Annotated in this window: 19 protein-coding genes; 7 read left to right on the top strand and 12 right to left on the bottom strand. The window is 73.5% G+C overall.

Features of this window, described 5'->3' with window-relative positions:
* Positions 1-71 precede the first annotated feature (71 nt).
* Positions 72-863: an amino acid ABC transporter permease gene (locus tag CLV37_RS04765; RefSeq protein WP_106207692.1), complete on the bottom strand. Its 792-nt coding sequence runs from the start codon at positions 861-863 to the stop codon at positions 72-74.
* A 13-nt stretch (positions 864-876) separates the two neighbouring features.
* A complete protein-coding gene (locus CLV37_RS04760) occupies positions 877-1,737 on the bottom strand; it encodes an ABC transporter substrate-binding protein (protein WP_106207690.1) in 861 nt (286 codons plus the stop codon).
* 177 nt (positions 1,738-1,914) lie between these two features.
* Between CLV37_RS04760 and CLV37_RS04755 the strand changes: the two genes are divergently transcribed.
* Complete coding sequence (locus tag CLV37_RS04755) at positions 1,915-3,006, top strand: LacI family DNA-binding transcriptional regulator (protein WP_106207688.1); 1,092 nt, start codon at positions 1,915-1,917, stop codon at positions 3,004-3,006.
* Positions 3,007-3,027: 21 nt separating this feature from the next.
* On the opposite strand, the gene CLV37_RS04750 is transcribed toward CLV37_RS04755, so the two are convergent.
* Both CLV37_RS04750 and ndk read right to left on the bottom strand, forming a co-directional pair.
* A complete protein-coding gene (locus CLV37_RS04750; RefSeq protein WP_106207686.1) occupies positions 3,028-3,450 on the bottom strand; it encodes a VOC family protein in 423 nt (140 codons plus the stop codon).
* Between the two features lie 81 nt (positions 3,451-3,531).
* Positions 3,532-3,957 carry a nucleoside-diphosphate kinase gene (gene ndk, locus CLV37_RS04745; RefSeq protein WP_106207684.1) on the bottom strand — a complete coding sequence of 142 codons (426 nt, stop codon included), beginning with the start codon at positions 3,955-3,957 and terminating at the stop codon, positions 3,532-3,534.
* Positions 3,958-4,008: 51 nt separating this feature from the next.
* On the opposite strand from ndk, the gene CLV37_RS04740 reads away from it, so the two are divergent.
* Positions 4,009-4,749, top strand: coding sequence for a helix-turn-helix domain-containing protein (locus CLV37_RS04740; protein ID WP_106207682.1), 741 nt, complete (start codon positions 4,009-4,011; stop codon positions 4,747-4,749).
* Here CLV37_RS04740 and CLV37_RS04735 read toward each other — a convergent pair.
* Positions 4,689-5,039 carry a VOC family protein gene (locus CLV37_RS04735; protein ID WP_106208500.1) on the bottom strand — a complete coding sequence of 117 codons (351 nt, stop codon included), beginning with the start codon at positions 5,037-5,039 and terminating at the stop codon, positions 4,689-4,691. The genes CLV37_RS04740 and CLV37_RS04735 overlap by 61 nt on opposite strands.
* Before the next feature lie 104 nt (positions 5,040-5,143).
* Here CLV37_RS04735 and CLV37_RS04730 point away from each other — a divergent pair, with 104 nt between their 5' ends.
* From CLV37_RS04730 to CLV37_RS04720, 3 genes are all read left to right on the top strand, one after another.
* Positions 5,144-5,392 (top strand): hypothetical protein, encoded by a 249-nt coding sequence (locus CLV37_RS04730; protein ID WP_106207680.1) that lies wholly within the window; start codon positions 5,144-5,146, stop codon positions 5,390-5,392.
* Positions 5,393-5,654: 262 nt separating this feature from the next.
* Entirely contained in the window at positions 5,655-7,040 is a 1,386-nt protein-coding gene (locus CLV37_RS04725; protein ID WP_425433607.1) for a sugar porter family MFS transporter, read from the top strand.
* Between the two features lie 10 nt (positions 7,041-7,050).
* A complete protein-coding gene (locus CLV37_RS04720; protein WP_106207676.1) occupies positions 7,051-7,716 on the top strand; it encodes a maleylpyruvate isomerase N-terminal domain-containing protein in 666 nt (221 codons plus the stop codon).
* Between the two features lie 21 nt (positions 7,717-7,737).
* On the opposite strand, the gene CLV37_RS04715 is transcribed toward CLV37_RS04720, so the two are convergent.
* The 6 genes from CLV37_RS04715 to CLV37_RS04685 all read right to left on the bottom strand — a co-directional run bounded on the left by CLV37_RS04715 (position 7,738) and on the right by CLV37_RS04685 (position 15,166).
* Positions 7,738-8,064, bottom strand: coding sequence for a hypothetical protein (locus CLV37_RS04715; protein WP_106207674.1), 327 nt, complete (start codon positions 8,062-8,064; stop codon positions 7,738-7,740).
* Between the two features lie 10 nt (positions 8,065-8,074).
* Positions 8,075-8,509, bottom strand: a complete 435-nt coding sequence (locus tag CLV37_RS04710) for a GNAT family N-acetyltransferase (protein ID WP_146149297.1) — start codon at positions 8,507-8,509, stop codon at positions 8,075-8,077.
* Positions 8,510-8,520: 11 nt separating this feature from the next.
* The gene (locus CLV37_RS04705) at positions 8,521-8,916 is read right to left on the bottom strand and encodes a DUF4233 domain-containing protein (RefSeq protein WP_106207670.1); all 396 of its coding nucleotides are present in this window, start codon (positions 8,914-8,916) and stop codon (positions 8,521-8,523) included.
* Positions 8,913-10,466, bottom strand: a complete 1,554-nt coding sequence (locus tag CLV37_RS04700; protein WP_106207668.1) for a bifunctional folylpolyglutamate synthase/dihydrofolate synthase — start codon at positions 10,464-10,466, stop codon at positions 8,913-8,915. The genes CLV37_RS04705 and CLV37_RS04700 overlap by 4 nt, the downstream gene beginning before the upstream one ends.
* A gap of 159 nt (positions 10,467-10,625) precedes the next feature.
* Positions 10,626-13,835 carry an isoleucine--tRNA ligase gene (gene ileS / locus CLV37_RS04695; RefSeq protein ID WP_245885250.1) on the bottom strand — a complete coding sequence of 1,070 codons (3,210 nt, stop codon included), beginning with the start codon at positions 13,833-13,835 and terminating at the stop codon, positions 10,626-10,628.
* A gap of 449 nt (positions 13,836-14,284) precedes the next feature.
* The gene (locus tag CLV37_RS04685) at positions 14,285-15,166 is read right to left on the bottom strand and encodes an SDR family oxidoreductase (protein WP_106207666.1); all 882 of its coding nucleotides are present in this window, start codon (positions 15,164-15,166) and stop codon (positions 14,285-14,287) included.
* 82 nt (positions 15,167-15,248) lie between these two features.
* On the opposite strand from CLV37_RS04685, the gene CLV37_RS04680 reads away from it, so the two are divergent.
* Positions 15,249-15,812: a TetR family transcriptional regulator gene (locus tag CLV37_RS04680; protein WP_106207664.1), complete on the top strand. Its 564-nt coding sequence runs from the start codon at positions 15,249-15,251 to the stop codon at positions 15,810-15,812.
* 36 nt (positions 15,813-15,848) lie between these two features.
* Here CLV37_RS04680 and CLV37_RS04675 read toward each other — a convergent pair whose 3' ends face one another.
* Positions 15,849-17,405: an MFS transporter gene (locus CLV37_RS04675; protein WP_211298397.1), complete on the bottom strand. Its 1,557-nt coding sequence runs from the start codon at positions 17,403-17,405 to the stop codon at positions 15,849-15,851.
* A gap of 103 nt (positions 17,406-17,508) precedes the next feature.
* Here CLV37_RS04675 and CLV37_RS04670 point away from each other — a divergent pair, with 103 nt between their 5' ends.
* Positions 17,509-18,216 carry a TetR/AcrR family transcriptional regulator gene (locus tag CLV37_RS04670; RefSeq protein ID WP_106207660.1) on the top strand — a complete coding sequence of 236 codons (708 nt, stop codon included), beginning with the start codon at positions 17,509-17,511 and terminating at the stop codon, positions 18,214-18,216.
* The last annotated feature ends 6 nt before the right edge of the window (positions 18,217-18,222 follow it).

Here is an 18,222-nt window from a genome sequence, read left to right as displayed (position 1 = left end):
CGGACCGGCGTAGGTGCGCTCGGGCCCCGTGGCGCCGGGGTCCTCGGCGGTGGGTGTCTCGGCGGTGGATCTCACAGACTGCTCCCGCGGGGTCCGGTGGGCGCGGAGGGCGCGAGTTCGGCGACCTCGTCGAGCCCGCTCTTGGGCGGTGTGGGGACGCGGCGGCCGGTGCGGAACCGGGCGTCGACGACGTTGACCACGTGGGTCAGCGGAACGGTGATGACGAGGTAGAACACCCCGGCCAGCACCAGCGGGGACAGGTTCCCGGACAGCACCGCGGCGTCCTGGCCGACGCGGAACAGTTCGCGTTCGGAGGTCAGCAGCCCCAGGAAGTACACGAGGCTGGAGTCCTTGACGATGGCGATGAACTGGTTCACCAGGGCGGGCAGCACCCGGCGGACGCCCTGGGGAACCACGACCAGGCGCATGGCGCGGCCGTAGCTCATGCCCAGCGCGCGGCAGGCCTCCAGCTGGCCGCGGTCCACGGCCTGGATGCCGGCGCGGAAGATCTCCCCGAGGTACGCGCTGGAGATGAGGGCCAGGGCGATGATGCCCAGCGGGTAGGGCGAGGGCCCGAACACCGACTGGCTGAACCGGGCGAAACCCTGACCGATGAGCAGGATGGTGAGGATGGCCGGCAACCCGCGGAACACGTCGGTGTAGACGCGGGCCGGCACGCGCAGCCACCGCGACGTCGAGATCCCCATGAGGGCCACGACCATCGCGAGCACGGTGCCGATGACCGTGGCGGCCACCGAGATGACCAACGTGTTCCGCAGGCCGGTGGCGAGCAGCTGCGGCAGGACCTGCAGCATCGCGTGCCCGTCGAGGAACGTCCGGGCGATGGTGTCGAACCAGGTCACGAACCCGTCCTCCTCACGAGGCCGACGGCGTCGGCGAGGCGGTCCGCTCGGCGCTGGGCAGGTACTGCTGGGGCATCGGGGATCCGGGGAACCACTTCTCGTACAGCGTCTTCCAGGTGCCGTCCTCCATCGCGGCGTGCAGGTTCTCGTCCAGCGCCTCGCGCAGGGCCGTCTTGCCCTTGGCGATCGCGAACCCGGCGGGGGCGTCGAAGCTGGGGATGTCCTCGGCGTCGACGAGACCGAACTGCTGCACGTAGGACTTCGCGGCCTCGTAGTCGAGGAAGTGCGCGTCGACGCTGCCGCCGTTGAGGGCCGAGACGGCGGCGTTGTTGTCCGGGAAGCGGACGAGGTCGGCGTCGGGGAAGTTCTTGAGGGCGTAGGCCTCCTGCAGGGTGCCCTGCACGACGCCGAGGCGCTTGCCGGCCAGGGTCTTCGCCGAGGTCACCCCGGAGGTGCGGGTGGTCAGGACGCTGAGGTACCCGGCGAGGTAGCCGTCGCTGAAGTCGACGGTCTGCTTGCGCTGGTCGGTGATGCCGATGGCGGCGACGCCCGCGTCGAACTGGCCGTTGGCCACGCCGGGCAGGATCGCGGTGAAGTCCTGGCCGGTGAAGGTGACGTCGGTGATCCCCATCCGCTTCGCGACGTCGCGGAACAGTTCGACGTCGAACCCGGTGAACTCCCCCTTCGCGTCGGTGAACGTGTACGGCTTGGCGTCGCCGAGGCTGGCCACCCGCAGGGTGCCCGGCTGCACGAGGCCGTAGGGGTCGTCCTCCGCGGCGGAGGACGTGCCGGAGGGGCTGCAGGCGCTGACGACGAGGCCTGCCGCGGCGAGCGCCGAGGCGAGGACGGCCCGTCGGGTCGTGTGGCGTGTCATGGGTCGGCCGTTCCGTGAGGTGGGCGGGGACGCGTTGAGACCGGTCTCAAACATCCGCGTGTGAGACCGGTCTCAACGGCGGAACGTCAGTAACGTAGGCTCCCCGCCGACAGCAGGTCAACCCCCTGCGTTTCACCCGTGTTAAGACTCTCCCGTGCCCAGCACCCGAGGACGACGATGACCGAGCCCGCCACCCGCCGCCGGGAACCGACCACCGCCGACGTGGCCCGCCGGGCCGGGGTCGCCAAGGCCACCGCCGCCCGCGCCCTCGGCGGCTACGGCTCGGTGAGCCCCGAGGTGCGCGAACGCGTCACCGCCGCCGCGCAGGCCCTGGGGTACCGCCCCAACGAACTGGCCCGCAGCATGGGCACCGGGCGCTCACGCACCATCGGCCTCGTCGTCGGCGACATCGAGAACGGCTACTTCGGCCTGGCCACCCGCGCCATCTCCGAGGTCGCGCACGCCGCCGGGTACGAGGTCGTCCTGGTCAACACCGCCGAACGGCACGCCGACGAGGCCGACGCCGTGCGGCTGCTGCTCGACAAGCGCGTCGACGGGCTCGTCGTCGTCCCGGCCGCCTCCTTCGACGCCGAGCACCTGCGCGCCGCGTGCGCCACCGGCCGTCCCGTCGTCCTGCTGGACCGGCGCCGCGACGACGTCCCGGCGCTGTCGGTGAGCGTCGACGTCGTCCCGGCCGTGCGGGAGCTGACCGGGGCGCTGCTGGCGGCCGGGCACCGCCGCATCGCCTACCTGACGTCGCTGGAGCCGGAGTTCGACCACCCGGACCTGGAGCTCGTCAGCTCCCCCATCGCCGACCGCCTGCTCGGGATGCGCCAGGCCTTCACGGCTGCGGGGGTGCCGCTCGCGCCCGACCTGGCCCTCTTCGGTGCGCACTCCCCCGCCGCGACCGCCGCCCTCGTCGACCGGGCCCTCGAGGGCCCCGACCCGGCCACGGCCGTCGTCTCCTCCGACGCGGTCATCGCCCTCGACGTGCTGACCCGGCTGCGCGAGCGCGGTGAGGACCTGCCCGGGCGCCTGTCCTTCGCCAGCTTCGACGACGCCCCCTGGGCACCCCTGGTGGACCCGGCCGTGACGGCCGTGCAGCAACCCATCCAGCAGGTCGGGGCCGAGTGCGCCCGGCTGCTGCTGGAGCAGATCCGCACCCCCGGCGCCGGTCCGGACCCCGGCGCGGCACCGGTCGCGCGGTCCTTCCCGGCACGCGTCGTGCACCGCGCCTCCATCGGCCCCGGGCCCGGCGCCCGCCGGTGAAGCGGGCACCCGTCCCGAGGTTCAGGTGGGCTGGTTGATCCCGCCGGCCTGCGCCGCGGCCTCCAGGTCCATCCAGCTGGCCTCCCAGACGTGACCGTCGGGGTCGAGGAAGCTGATCCCGTACATCCAGCCGTAGTCCTGGGTGGGCCCGTACTCGGCGCCCCCGTTGGCCAGGGCGGCCGCCTTGAGGTCGTCGCACTCCTGCCGGCTGGACGCCGACAGCGCCACCATGGACTCGGTCGTCCCCTGGGGCGCGGGGTCGCCGTGCAGGAACTGCTTCCACTTCTCCGGCTCGTGCACGAGGACGATGATGTTCTCCTCGATGACGACGCAGGCCGTGGTGTCGTCCTCGAACTGCGGGTTCAGGGAGAACCCCAGGGCAGTGAAGAACGCCTTGGACCTCTCCTTGTCGGCCACCGGCTGGTTGATGAAGACCATGCGCACGACGGGCTCCTCAGCTGCTCAGGGGCCGGCGGTCCGGCCCTCCTGCTCCTGTCGACCGCGGCGCCGCCCGGAACTGATCGGTCAGAGGTTCGGGAACCACAGTCCGATCTCGCGGGCGGCGGACTCGGGCGAGTCCGAGCCGTGGACGAGGTTCTGCTGGACCTTCAGGCCCCAGTCGCGGCCCAGGTCGCCGCGGATGGTGCCGGGCGCGGCCGTCGTCGGGTCCGTCGTGCCGGCCAGCGAGCGGAACCCCTCGATGACGCGGTGGCCCTCGACGACGGCGGCCAGCACCGGGCCGGACAGCATGAACTCCACGAGGGGCTCGTAGAACGGCTTGCCCTCGTGCTCGGCGTAGTGGCCGGCGAGCAGCTCGCGGGTGGCGCTGCGCAGCTCCAGCGCCACGAGGGTGTAGCCCTTGGCCTCGACGCGCCGCAGGACCTCCCCGGAGAGGTTGCGCTTCACACCGTCGGGCTTCACGAGGACCAGGGTCCGCTGCGTCTCAGTCACGGGGGCGACCCTAGCGGGGCGGGTGTCGGTACCGGGGTGTGGACTGACCCCGTGCACCGCGAACGACGCTCGAGCGTGCCCGGGGCGATGGTCTGGACGAGCACCCCCGAAGGGCGCGACGCCGGGCCCGGCACCGGGCTCGTGCTGCCCGACGGGTGCATGGACCTGCTGTGGCGCAGCGACAGCCGGGAGGTCCTCGTCGCCGGTCCGGACACGGCCGCGTACGCGTCCCCGGCCGCACCGGGCGTGACGTGGACGGGGCTGCGCCTGGCCCCCGGTCACGCCCCGGCGCTGCTCGGCGTCCCCGCGAGCGAACTGCGCGACCGCCGCGTCGCGCTCGCGGACCTGTGGGGCGCGGCGCGGGCGCGCCGGCTGGCCGACCGGATCGAGGTCTCTCCGGGGGCCGGTCTGGAGGGGCTCGTCGCGCCCGTGCCGCAGGACGCGGCCCTGGCGCACGCCGCCCGGCTGCTCGGGAGCGGGCACCCGGTCGCAGGGGTCGCGGACGAGCTCGGGGTGGGGGTGCGGACCCTGCACCGCCGCAGCCTCGCCGCGTTCGGCTACCCGCCCCAGGTGCTCGCCCGTGTGCTGCGGTTCCGCCGCGCGGTCGGGCTCCTGCGCGCCGGGCGCCCACCGTCGCAGGTGGCGGCCGAGGCCGGGTACGCCGACCAGGCGCACCTGTCGCGCGAGGTCCGGACGTTCGCCGGGACGACCCCCTCGGCCCTGCGGCCCGCTCAGCCCAGCGGGGCGAAGAGGTCCACCGCACCGCCGTCGGGGTCGAGCACCGTCGCGTAGCGCTGACCCCAGACCGCGTCGAACGGCGCGAGGTGGCTGCGGACCCCCGCCGCCGTCAGCTCGGCGTGCACCGCGTCGACCTCCGCGGGGCTCGCGCAGCGGAAGGCCAGGCTCGTGCGGTGACCGGGACCGGGGCGCGTCCAGGACGGGTCGAAGCCGCGGATCGTCTCCTCGGTGTCCCAGGCCAGCCGCAGGCCGCCGGGCAGGGTCACCTCCACGTGCGGTGCGGCGTCGGCCGAGGCGGGCAGGTCCAGGCCGAGACGGCGGTAGAAGTCCAGGAAGGCCGCCATGTCGGCGACCACCAGGCCGATGAGGTCCAGCGTCGGAGTGGGCACGGACCCACCCTGGCCGCTCGCGGGTGCGGCGTCTTGGACGGATCGGACAGGATGGGACCGTGCGCCACGACCGCGAGGACACCACCGCCCAGGAGACCGCGCTGCGCGAGGCCCGCGACGCGGCCGCGACCGTGCTCGCCGAGCTGGCCGCCGAGGCGAAGTCGCTGGCGAAGGCCTACGCCGGGCGCACGGCCCGGATCCCCGACGGCTCGGCGCTCGCGGGGCTCGTCGACGCCGCCCGCCGCGCCGAGGAGGCCGTCGACCTCGCCGCCCACGACCTCGCGACGGCGCGCGGCGAGGACGCCTGACCCTCCCCGTCCCGCCGGAGGCACACCTCGCGCCCCGAGGTCACGGCGTGTCGGGGCGCGAGGTGTGCCTTCGGCCTGGTGGGCGCTCTCGGGGTGCGGTGATCGCGGACCAGGCGGACCATCGGACGCGGGCTCCGGCGCACCGGAGCGCACCGGATCGTTCGGGAGGCCCGCGATGAGCCAGGACAGTTCACACGACAGCGCGCACCAGGTGGGTGCGTCGGACGTCGAGGTCGAGAAGCACACCACCACGAAGGTGGTGATGATCTCCGTCGTCGCGGCCATCGGCGGCTTCCTCTTCGGGTTCGACACCTCCGTCGTCAACGGGGCCGTCGACGCGATCACCGACCAGTTCGCGTTGTCCAAGGGGCTGTCCGGGTTCGCCGTCTCCTGCGCGCTGCTGGGTGCCGCCGTCGGCGCGTGGTTCGCGGGCCGGATCGCGGACCGGTTCGGCCGCAAGGCCGTCATGGTCGTCGGCGGGATCCTCTTCGCGATCGGGGCCGTCGGGTCGGCCTTCGCCTTCAACGTCTGGGACCTGATCCTGTGGCGCGTCGTCGGCGGCGTCGGGGTCGGCGTCGCCTCCGTCATCGCCCCCACCTACATCGCCGAGGTCGCCCCCGCCCACATCCGCGGCCGGCTCGCCTCGCTTCAGCAGCTGGCGATCACCGTCGGCATCTTCGCGGCCCTGCTGTCGGACGCCTTCATCGCCAACACCGCCGGCAGCGCCGGCAGCGAGACGTGGCTCGGGTGGGCGGCCTGGCGGTGGATGTTCGTCGTCGGGGTCATCCCGTCCGTGGTCTGGGCCCTGCTGGCCCTGTCCGTGCCGGAGTCCCCGCGCTACCTCATCGCCCAGGGTGAGACCCAGCGCGCGGGCGAGGTGCTGCGCGAGGTGCTCGGCACCCGCAGCCTGGAAGCGGTGCAGCGCAAGGTCAACGAGATCAAGAACTCCATGCGCCGCGAGCACGACCCGAGCCTGCGCGACCTGCGCGGCCCGAAGTTCGGCCTGCTGCCGATCGTCTGGGTCGGGATCCTGCTGTCCGTCCTGCAGCAGGGCGTCGGCATCAACGTGATCTTCTACTACTCCACGACCCTGTGGCAGGCCGTCGGCTTCAAGGAGTCCGACGCGTTCACGACCTCGGTCATCACGGCCGTCACCAACGTCGTCGTCACCTTCATCGCCATCGCGACGGTCGACAAGGTCGGCCGCAAACCGCTGCTGACGGTCGGCTCGGCCGGGATGTTCGTCTCGCTGCTGGTGATGGCGATCGCGTTCTCGCAGGCCGGGGGCACCACGGACAAGCCGTCGCTGCCCGACCCCTGGGGCCCCATCGCCGTCGTCGCGGCGAACGTCTACGTCATCTCCTTCGGGGCGACGTGGGGCCCGGTCGTGTGGGTGCTGCTCGGGGAGATGTTCCCCGGCAAGATCCGTGCCGCGGGGCTCGCCGTCGCCGCGGCCGCGCAGTGGATCGCGAACTTCGCCATCTCCACGAGCTTCCCGTCGCTGGCCGGCCTGGGACTGCAGTGGGCCTACGGCCTCTACGCCCTCATCGCGCTGCTGTCCTTCGTGTTCGTGCGCAGGGCCGTGCGGGAGACGAAGGGCCGGGAGCTGGAGGACATGGACGACACGGCCCCGGCCCCGGCGGGCTGAGGGTCCTGCCGTGACCCTGCACCTGACGCACGACGAGGGGCGCGCCGCGCTGGCCGACGAGCTCGCGTCGTGGTCGCTCGTGCTGGGGTCCGACCTCGACCTCGACGCCCCGAGCCGCTGCCCCGGCTGGACGTGCGCGCACGTGCTCGTCCACGTCCACCTCGGGCTGCAGGAGGTGGCCCTGGCCCTGCTCGACGTCCAGGGACCCGGCCCCGTCACCGTCGACGCGGCCGGGTACTGGACGCGCTACCCCGCCACGACGGACCCGGAGGGGCAGTTCCGGGTGCTCGACGGGACCGCCCGCGCGTACCCGCGCCCCGAAACCCTCACCGGGCACCTGGCCGCCACCGTCGAGGCCCTGCGCCGCGGGGTGCTGCGCGTCCCGGACGGGCGGGTCGCGTTCCAGGGGTTCACGTTCTCCACCGGAGACTTCCTCGGCAGCTGGGCCGTGGAACTCGCCGTCCACCAGCTCGACCTGGAACTCATCGCCGCTCCCCCGCCCGGCTCGGGCCTGCGCCTGGCCCGCCGGACCGTCGACGACCTCGCCGGCGGGGCCGTCCCGGCGGACTGGGACGACGCGACGGTCGTGCTCGCCGGGACGGGCCGGGTCGAGCTGGCCGGTGAGGCCGCCCGGCAGCACCCCGAACTGCGCGGCCGGTTCCCCGTGCTGGGCTGAGGCGGTTCAGCCCTCGACGGTTCAGTCCACGACGACGTGCGCGCGGACCGTCCCGTCCGCCACCCACCCCTTCGACTCGGCGTAGGCGAGCATCCGCTCGAACTGCTCGTCCCAGCCCGCGTCGGCGCCCTCGGCGTGCGCGGTCCGGCGCAGCCACTCGATCGACACCCGGACGTGCGCGGCCGCGACGTCCTCCCCCTCGGCGTCGAGCTCACCGACCGGGCCCAGCACGGCCGACAGGTCCGCCACGGAGGAACCCGCCGGCACGGCCACGTCGAACGACGTGAACTCGTTGCGGTCCAGCAGTTCGGCGGGCTGGGCGGCGGTGGGGTCGACGGCGATGCGCACGGTCTGCTCCTCAGGGTCGGGACATCTGCACTTCCGGCACTCCGGTTCCCGCGTCGACGCGTTCGGACCCGTCGACCACGCTGAACCGGTGCCGAGCGTAGAACCTGCGGGCACGGGCGTTGTCGCGGAACACCCACAGCGTCGAGGAGGACGTCCCGATCGCGTGCTCCAGCAACCGGTCCGCCACGCCCGAACCCCGGTGCCCGGCGGCGACGTACAGGCTCTTCAGCTCACCCGGGACCCAGCTGACCGCGCCGACGACCACGCCGCCGACCTCGGCCAGCGCGCACCCGCGCGCCCCCGTCCGCAGGGTCCGTGACCAGCGGGCGAACCGCTCGGGGACCCGCTGCGCGTCCAGGTACGCCCGCGGGACGAGGTCCGCGTAGCACTCGTCCCACGTGCGGGTCTGGAACTCGGCGACGGCCAGGGCGTCGCCGGGTGCCATGGCCCGGACGATCACGTCCCGTCGGCGAGCCGCCGGGCCACCTCGGCCTTCTCCCGGTCGACGCGCCCGCCGATGCGCAGGGCGAAGAACCAGATGACGGCGAAGGCGACGCCGATGACGAACATGATCGGCACCACGAAGCCGCTCGCGACGATGACCAGCTGCAGGACCCAGCCGAACCAGTACCCGGCCGGCGAGCGCAGCATCCCGGCGGCCAGCAGGCACAGCAGGATGAGGACGCCGCCCGCGACGAGGTAGCTGGTGTGCCGTTCGGCCATCGGCTCGATCCCGTACGCGACGAGGGTCGCGAAGAACACCAGCAGCGCCTCGCAGGCGAGCGTCGTCGCGGCGAACAACCGCTTCGTGCTGCGCTGGCGGGGCCTGCGGACCCGGGGTTCGCGGCTCACTGCTTGTCCTTGCCCAGCAGGGCCCGGGCGTCGCCGGCGAGGACCACGGACCCCGCGACGACCACCCCGGCCCCCGACCCGCCGATGCCGCCACCGGCGCCCGCCTCGGACTCGGCGAGGTCCACGGCCGTCGCGAGGGCCTCGTCGAGACGTTCCACGACGTGCACGCGGTCCTCGCCGAACACGTCCTCGGCCAGTTCGGCGAGCTCGGACGGTTCCATCCCGCGCGGTGAGCTGGAGCGGGTCACCACGACCTCGGCGAGGACGGGTTCGAGGGCGTGCAGGACACCTTCGACGTCCTTGTCCGCCATCACGGCGACCACGCCGACCAGCCGGCTGAGCGTGAACGCCTCGGCGATCGCGGCGGCCAGGGCCTGGGCCCCGGCGGGGTTGTGCGCGGCGTCGGCCAGGATCAGCGGCGACGTCCGCAGGACCTCCAGGCGGCCCGGGGAGGTGACGTCGGCGAACGCGGCCTCGACGAGCGCGGGCATGAGCGTCCCGCCCGGCATCGCCAGCAGCGCCTCGGCCGCCGACAGGGCCGTGGCGGCGTTCTCGGCCTGGTGCGCGCCGTGCAGGGGCAGGAACACGTCGGTGTAGACCCCGCCGCGGGTGCGCAGCGAGACCTGCTGACCGCCGACGGCCAGGGCTCGCTCCTCGACCCCGAAGTCGAGGCCCTCGCGCACGACGGTGACGCGCTCGGCGGCGGCCTTGGCCAGCAGCACCGCGCCCGCCTCCTCCTCCTGCTTGCCGATCACAACGGTGGAGCCGTGCTTGATGATCCCGGCCTTCTGCCCGGCGATCTCCTCGAGCGTCGAGCCCAGCCAGGTCTCGTGGTCCATCGAGACGGGCGTGACGACGGCGACGTCGGGCTGCACGACGTTCGTCGTGTCCCACGTCCCGCCCAGCCCGGTCTCGATGACCGCGACGTCCACGGGGGCGTCGGCGAAGGCCGCGAACGCCATGAGCGTGAGCACCTCGAAGAAGCTCAGCCGCGGTTCACCGCGCTCGGCGGCGCGCTCGTCGACGATCGTCACGACGGGTTCCACGTCGTCCCAGGCGCGCACGAACGCGGCGTGGGTGATGGGGTCGCCGTCGATCGAGATCCGCTCGGTGATGTCGACCAGGTGCGGGCTGGTGAACCGGCCGGTCCGCAGGTCGTGCTCGCGGACCAGCCGCTCCACCATGCGCGCCGTCGACGTCTTGCCGTTCGTGCCGGCCAGGTGCACGACGCGGTAGGCCGACTGCGGGTCGCCCAGCAGACCGCACGCCTCGCGCACCCGGTCCAGCGTCGGGTGGATCCGGTGCTCGGGGTTGCGGCCCAGGATCTGCTCGACGACCGCGGCGAACCGGTCGTCCTCCTCCTCGGGCAGCGGCGCGGGCACGAGCTTGCCCGTGGAGTCCACCCGCGGCGAGCGGCGGTCCTGGGGCACCCGGCCGCGGCGCAGGCCGTCGGTGCCGAAGGCCTCCCCCGTGTCGTCGGTGCCGTCACCGACGGGCCCGAGGAGTTCCTCCAGTTCACGGTCGAAGGGGTCGCTCACGATGCCGTCCATTCGCTCGTACGGGACGCCCTGGTCGACGCCTTCACGGTGGAGCGCACACGACTGCGTCGGAGCGTTCCACCGCTCCAGACGCCGACGCGTCCCTCCTCGCTCATCACGATGCCGTCCGTTCGCTCGTACGGGACGCCGCGGTCGACGCCTTCTCGCTCATCAGGACTCCACCTTCTCCACGCCGATCCGGACCTCGTGCCCCTCGACGGACCCCACGAGCGTCGCCCGCTCGGCCGCCAGCGCGTCGGCCGACCCGCTGGACCCGAACTGCTGGGCCAGGGTCTCGGCCACGACGAGGTTCTGGTGCGTCACGAGCGCCTCCCACACCGGCCCGTCGGCCGCGACCGTCAGCCGGATGCGGTCCGCGACGTGCAGGCCGGCCTCGCGGCGGGCCTGCTGCACGAGCCGGACGACGTCGCGGGCGATGCCCTCGGCCGCCAGTTCCGGCGTCACCGTCGTGTCGAGGACGACGAAACCCCCGCCCTCGAGCGGGGACGTCGCCAGCCCGGTCCCGCCGCCCTCGACGACGGTGGACAGCTCGTACTCGCCCTCGACGAGTTCGATGCCGCCGGAGACCACGGTGCCGTCCGGGCGCTCCTCCCAGTCCCCGCTCTTGGCCCCCTTGATCGCCTGCTGGACGTTCTTGCCCAGCCGGGGACCGGCGGCCCGGGCGTTGACGGTGAGCTTGGCGACGACCCCGTGCTCCACGGCCTTGTCGATCGTGCCCAGCCTCACGGACCGGACGTTGACCTCGTCGGCGACGAGCTGCGCGAACGGTTCCAGCGCAGCCGGGTCGGCGACGAGGACCTCCACCGTCGACAGCGGCAGCCGCACGCGCAGGCCGTTGGCCTTGCGCAGCGCCAGGACGCTGGAGCAGGTCGCGCGCGCCTCGTCCATGGCGCTCACGAGCCCGGGGTCGGCGGGCAGGTCCACGGCGTCGGGCCAGTCGGTCAGGTGCACCGACCGGCCGCCGGTCAGGGTCCGCCAGATCTCCTCGGAGAACAGCGGCAGCAGCGGGGCGAGCATCCGCGTCGTCGTCTCCAGCACCGTGTAGAGGGTGTCGAAGGCGTCCTTGGCGCGCTCGGACTCCCCGTCCCAGAACGCCGAGCGCGAGCGCCGGACGTACCAGTTGGTGAGGGAGTCCAGGAACTGCCGGGCGCTCTCGCAGGCCCCGGCGATGTCGTAGGCGTCGAGCTGCTCGGTGACCGCCACGACGGTGTCGTGCAGCTTGGCCAGGACGTAGCGGTCGAGGACGTCGGTGGAGCTCGTGCGCCAGCGCGGGGTGTGGCTGGAGGTCCCGGCGTACAGCTGGAAGAACTGGAAGGTGTTCCACAGCGGCAGCAGGACCTGGCGCACGGAGTCGCGGATGCCCTGCTCGGTGACGATGAGGTTCCCGCCGCGCAGGACGGGCGAGCTCATGAGGAACCAGCGCATGGCGTCGGAGCCGTCGCGGTCCAGGACCTCGGACACGTCGGGGTAGTTGCGCAGCGACTTGCTCATCTTGCGGCCGTCGTCGCCGAGCAGGATCCCGTGCGAGACGCACGTGGTGAACGCGGGCCGGTCGAACAGGGCCGTGGCCAGGACGTGCAGGGTGTAGAACCAGCCGCGGGTCTGCCCGATGTACTCGACGATGAAGTCGCCCGGGTAGTGCGATTCGAACCACTCGGTGTTCTCGAACGGGTAGTGCACCTGGGCGAACGGCATGGAGCCGGACTCGAACCAGCAGTCGAGGACCTCCGGGACGCGGCGCATGGTCGACTTGCCGGTGGGGTCGTCGGGGTTGGGCCGGGTGAGGTCGTCGATGTACGGGCGGTGCAGGTCGGCCGGGCGGACGCCGAAGTCGCGTTCGAGGTCGTCGAGGGAGCCGTAGACGTCGACGCGCGGGTAGGCCGGGTCGTCGGAGGTCCACACGGGGATGGGGCTGCCCCAGTAGCGGTTGCGGCTGATGGACCAGTCGCGCGCGCCTTCGAGCCACTTGCCGAAGGAGCCGTGCTTGACGTGCTCGGGGACCCAGGTGATCTGCTCGTTGAGCTCGACCATGCGGTCGCGGATCGCGGTGACCTTGACGAACCAGGAGGAGACGGCGCGGTAGATGAGGGCGTTCCCGCAGCGCCAGCAGTGCGGGTAGGAGTGGTCGTAGGTCTCCTGCCGCAGCAGCACGGCGCCGGAGGGCAGGCCGTTCTTCAGGGCGCGGTTGATCTCCTTGTTGGCGTCGAAGACGTGCATCCCGGCGAAGTCGGTGACCTCGGCGGTGAAGGTGCCGTTGGAGGCGACGGGCACGACGGGGACGATCCCGGCGGCGTCGGTGACGAGCTTGTCGTCCTCGCCGAAGGCGGGCGCGATGTGGACGACGCCGGTGCCGGAGTCGGTGGTGACGTAGTCGGCGGCCAGCACCTGGTGGGCGTTCTCGCGGCCGGCGAAGTACGGGAACGGCGGGGTGTAGGTGCGGCCCAGCAGGTCCGCGCCCCGGTGGCGGGACAGGACCTGCGGGTCCTCGCCGAGTTCGCGGGCGTAGTGGCCCACGCGGTCGGCGGCGAGCAGGAACCGCTTCCCCTCGTGCGCGGCGCCGCCGTCGACCACGACGTACTCCAGGTCGGGGTGCACGGCCATCGCCAGGTTGCTGGGCAGCGTCCAGGGCGTGGTGGTCCAGATGAGCCCGAGGACGCCGTCGAGGTCGTCGCCGGCGTCGGTGAAGGCGAAGCCGACGGTGACGGCGGGGTCCTGCCGGTTGCGGTAGACGTCGTCCAGGCGCGTCTCGGAGTTGCTCAGGGGCGTCTCGCAGCGCCAGCAGTAGGCCAGGACGCGGAACCCCTCGTAGACGAGCCCCTTGTCCCACAACGTCTTGAAGGCCCACATGACCGACTCCATGTAGTCGGTGTCGAGGGTCTTGTAGTCGTTGTCGAAGTCGACCCAGCGCGCCTGCCGGGTGACGTACTCCTCCCACTCCTTCGTGTACTTCAGGACGGAGGTGCGGCAGGCGTCGTTGAACGTCGCGACGCCGAGCGCGTCGATCTCGGACTTGTGGGTGATCCCGAGCTGCTTCTCGGCCTCGACCTCGGCGGGCAGGCCGTGGGTGTCCCAGCCGAAGCGGCGTTCGACGCCGAACCCGCGCATGGTCTTGTAGCGCGGGACGAGGTCCTTGACGTAGCCGGTCAGCAGGTGGCCGTAGTGCGGCAGGCCGTTGGCGAAGGGCGGGCCGTCGTAGAAGACGAACTCCCCGGCCGCGGAGCCCGCCCGGGCCTCGACGCTGGCGCGGAACGTGTCGTCGGCCTTCCAGGAGTCGAGGACGCGGCGCTCGATCTCGGGGAAGCTGGGGCTGGTCGTGACCTCACCTGAGGTCGGGGTCGCTTCCGTCACGTCCTCGGACACCGTGTCTCCTCGACTGAACCGCTCCAGCCGCGAGGACGACGCCGCCGGGGCCGGCGGTGCCGCGGTACCACCCCGCTTGCCACCCCGCGACGGGGGTGACCGCTCTCGTCCGGCGTGCTCACGCGGGCCGGACCCGCCCGGTTCTACTGGGGCGCTGGCGCCCGTTCTTCCGGAGGCTCACCGGTGATGGCCGGATCGTCGCCTGTGCGGTCATCGTAACGGGCGGGACGGCGCGAGTCTTCCCGCTACCGGCGGGGCGTGCCGGAGCGACGGCCGTCCTGCGGGTGCTGCCGCCTCGGCCTGCCGCCGGCGCGCGACGGGGTTCGGCCGCTGCCCCGACCGCGGGGGCGACCTGGTGACCCGGCCGGCCGGGGCGCCGGCGGCGAACCCGGCCTCGACGGTCCGCGTCAAACGGACGCAGCCGTGCCCGCACTGAGGGGCCGGGCCCGTCAGTCCAGGACGTAGTTCCCCGCGCCGAGGTTCTCCAGGAGCGAGGGCCCCTCGGGCTCCCACCCGAACCGCTCCCGCGTGAGGGCGCTGGAGGCGGGCTGGTCCAGGGTCGCGAGCTGCCCCAGGAAGCCGAGCGCCTCGGCCTCGACCGGCTGCACGGGCACGTCGAGACCCCTCCCGATGGCCGTCGCGGTGTCCAGGACCGAGACGCCCTCGTCGCCGACGGCGTGCAGCGTGGTGCCGGCGGGCACGTCGAGGGCGAGCAGGAACAGGCGGGCGACGTCGCCGACGTGGGCGGCGGGCCAGCGGGCGGACCCGTCGGCGACGTAGCCGGAGACGCCGGTGCGCCGGGCGGTCCGCACGAGGAGCCCGGCGAACCCGCCGCGGCCGCCGTCGGCGTGGACGGTGCGGGGCAGGCGCACGATCGAGGAGCGCACGCCCCGGTCGGCCAGGGCCAGGGTGGCCAGCGCGTTGTCCATCCGGCCGCCGAGCGGCGGCGGCACCTGGGGGAAGTCCTCCTCGGTGGCGGCGCGGCCGGGTACCGCCGGGGTGCCGGAGGCGATGGTGAACGGCCGCCCGGTGCCCGCCAGGGCGGCGCCGAGGGTGTCGATGGCGGCGCGGTCGACGGCGACGGCACCGGCGAAGTCGGTGAAGTCGTGCTGGAAGGCGAGGTGGACGACGGCGTCGGCGGCGCGGGCGCCGGCCCGCAGGACGTCGAGGTCGCCGAGGTCGCCGCGCAGCACCTCGACACCGCGCTCGGCCAGGACGGCGGCCGAGGCGTCGGAGCGGGCCAGGGCCAGGACCTGGTGGCCGGCGGCCAGGAGTTCGGGGACGAAGGCGCTGCCGATGAGCCCGGACGCGCCGGTGACGAAGACCTGCACGGTCTGCCTCCTGAAGACGATGTCAGTGACAGACATGACGCTAGCACCTGATGTCGGTCACTGTCATCAGTACGATCCCCACGTGGGTCGCTGGGAACCGGGCACGCGCGGGCGCCTCGCGCAGAACGCGCTGGAGCTGTTCGCCGAACGCGGTTTCGAGGCGACCACGGCCGCCGAGATCGCCGAGCGCGCCGGGGTGACCGAGCGGACGTTCTTCCGGCACTTCGCCGACAAGCGGGACGCGCTGTTCCACGGCGGCGAACTCCTCGAGGCCCACCTGGCCGACGTCGTCGCCCGGTCCGAGGGTTCCGCGCTCGAGCTCGTGCGGGCGGCCCTGGGCAGCGCCGCCGCGGCCGTGGAGACCAACCCCGAGCGCGCCCGCACCCGCGACGCCGTCATCGCGACCCACCCCGAGCTGCGCGAACGCGAGCTCACGAAGATGGACGGCCTCGTCACCGCGCTCCGCTCGGCGTTGCGCGCGAAGGGCGTCCCCGACCCGAGCGCACTGCTGGCGGCCGAGACCGGGGTCGCGGTCTTCAAGGTGGGTTTCACCCGGTGGGCCGCCCGGCCGGGCAGCGACCTGCCGACGGTGCTGGCCGCGGCCTTCGACGAGCTCGCGGACCTGCTGGGAACGACGCAGCGCTGATCCCCGCGAGGGGGACCAGCGCTGCGGGAGCCCGGGTCAGTGGGCGATGACGGGCGCGGCGTCCGGGTCGACCTCCGGGGCGCCGCGGCGCAGGACCAGCGCCGTGACGAGCGCGCCCACGAGGAAGATCGCGGCGCACACCCAGAACGCGGCGTGGTAGCTGGCGACGACGGCCTGGGCCTTGCCGGCGGCGGTGGCCATCTGCGCGGCGTGGTCCTGGGCGTAGCGCGTGGCCGCGCTGCCGGCCAGGGCCGACAGCAGCGCCGTGCCGATCGAGCCACCGATCTGCTGCACGGTGTTCGCCATGGCCCCGGCGACCCCCGCGTCGGCGCGGTCCACGCCCTGGACGGCGCTGGCCATGGCCGCCGAGAAGATGAAGCCGAGGCCGACGCCCTCGACGACGAGGCCGGGCAGCACGACCGAGGCGTAGGAGGAGTCCACGTCGATGCGGGTCAGCAGGGCCATGCCGACCGCGGCCAGGACGAGCCCGGTCGGGATCAACGGCTTGGGACCCACCCGCGTCAGGAGGCGCGAACCCACGACGGGAGCCGTCACCGAGATGGCCCCGATCATCGGCAGGAAGGCGAGCCCGGTCCGCACAGGGGTGTAGCCGAGCTGCGCGGACAGGTAGTACGTGAGGAAGAGGAAGACGCCGAACATCCCGGCCCCGACGACGGCCATCGCCAGCAGCGACCCGCCGCGGTTGCGGTCCAGGACGACGCGCAGCGGCAGCAGCGGGTGCGCGGCCCGGGCCTGCCACCAGACGAACACGGCCATCAGGACCACGCCGGCGACCAGGAAGCCCCAGGTCCCCGCCGCGGACCAGCCGTGCGTCTCGGCGTTGCCCAGGCCGTAGACGATCCCCACGAGGCCCACGACGGCCAGGACGGTCCCGAACCAGTCCAGCGGGGCCCGGTCGTCGGACCGCTTGTGCTCGAGCAGGACGACTGCGGCGACGAGGACCACGACGGCGATGACGTCGTTGACGTACAGGCACCAGCGCCAGGACAGGTGCTCGGTGAGCAGACCGCCGAGCAGCAGGCCGAACCCGCCGCCGGCGCCGGCGACGGCGCCGAAGATCCCGAAGGCCTTCGTGCGGGCGGCCGGGTCGGTGAACGTGGTGGTCAGCAGCGACAGGGCCGCCGGGGCGAGCATGGCCCCGAAGACGCCCTGCAGCGCGCGGGCCGCGACGAGCGTGCCGAACCCCTGCGCCGCACCGCCGAGGGCGGAGGCGAGGGCGAAGCCGACGACCCCGGTGACGAACAGGGGCTTGCGGCCGATGACGTCGGACAGGCGCCCGCCCAGCAGCAGGAGGCTGCCGAAGGCGAGGGCGTAGGCCGTGACGACCCACTGCCGGTTGGCGTCGGAGAAGCCGAGCGCGGACTGCGCCGACGGCAGGGCGATGTTCACCACGGTGGCGTCGAGGACGACCATGAGCTGGGCGGCCGACAGCACGGCCAGGACCAGCCACGGCGAGCGGCCGGGACGGGGCGCGGCGGCCGCCGGGGCTGCGCGCTGGGCGGGGATGCGTCCCGCGCCGTGGTCGAGGGGGACCCGGGCGGGGTCCAGGGGCGGGGTTTCGGGACTCGTCACGAGAGCACTGCTTCCACTCAGCGGAGATCGGTTCTCCGTTTCCATCGGCAGGTTAGCAGCGAAGTTGAGCCATGACCTCCACTTCTCGCCGTAGACTGCCGACGTGAGCAGCGTGGACACCAGCTCGTCGACCCCCGGCCTCGTGCCGGACCCGCCGCGCGGGTCCGGCTGCCGCCCGCTGCGCAAGGACGCCGAGCGCAACCGCCAGCGGATCCTGGCCGCCGCGCGGGCCGTGTTCGCCGAGCGGGGGCTGGCCGCCACGCTCGACGACGTCGCCCGGCACGCGTGCCTGGGCGTCGGCACCGTCTACCGGCGCTTCTCCGACAAGGACGACCTCGTGGAGGCCCTGTTCGAGGACGGCATCCGCAGGCTCGTGGGGCTGGCGGACGAGGCGCTGGCCGACCCCGACGCCTGGTCCGGCCTCGTCGCGTTCCTGGAGGGCGCGAGCCGGCAGATGGCCGACGACCGCGGCCTGCGCGAGGCCGTGATGTCCCCCCACCACGGGCACTCGGGGATCGCGGTGGCCCGCGGCGAGCTCGAACCGCGCCTGGAGGCCCTCGTCGCCCGGGCCCAGGCCAGCGGGCAGCTGCGGCCCGACGTCAGCGCGACCGACTTCGTCGTGCTGCTGAAGGCGCTGCAGGTGGCCGCCGACATCGGCTGCGCCGTGACGGGCGACTACTGGACCCGCCACCTCGGCCTCGTGCTCGACGGGCTGCGGTCGACCCCCGCGGGCAGCACCCCCCTGCGCTGCGCCCCCCTGTCCGCCGGGCAGTTGCACGAGGCGCTGGCCGGGCGGACCCACCGCGCCTGAGCCCCC

Origin of the sequence: Kineococcus rhizosphaerae (assembly GCF_003002055.1) — a bacterium.
Taxonomy (GTDB): Bacteria; Actinomycetota; Actinomycetes; order Actinomycetales; family Kineococcaceae; genus Kineococcus; species Kineococcus rhizosphaerae.
The sequence above is the reverse complement of the archived record's forward strand: the minus strand, read 5'-3'. Positions and strand labels throughout refer to the sequence as shown.

Bases quoted from the DNA above. Each gene is read 5' to 3' on its own strand.
- CLV37_RS04760 (WP_106207690.1), bottom strand. From the start codon at position 1,737: ATGACACGCCACACGACCCGACGGGCCGTCCTCGCCTCGGCGCTCGCC.
- CLV37_RS04755 (WP_106207688.1), top strand. From the start codon at position 1,915: ATGACCGAGCCCGCCACCCGCCGCCGGGAACCGACCACCGCCGACGTG.
- CLV37_RS04735 (WP_106208500.1), bottom strand. From the start codon at position 5,039: ATGGCGGCCTTCCTGGACTTCTACCGCCGTCTCGGCCTGGACCTGCCC.
- CLV37_RS04725 (WP_425433607.1), top strand. From the start codon at position 5,655: ATGATCTCCGTCGTCGCGGCCATCGGCGGCTTCCTCTTCGGGTTCGAC.
- CLV37_RS04710 (WP_146149297.1), bottom strand. From the start codon at position 8,509: ATGGCACCCGGCGACGCCCTGGCCGTCGCCGAGTTCCAGACCCGCACG.
- CLV37_RS04700 (WP_106207668.1), bottom strand. From the start codon at position 10,466: ATGGACGGCATCGTGAGCGACCCCTTCGACCGTGAACTGGAGGAACTC.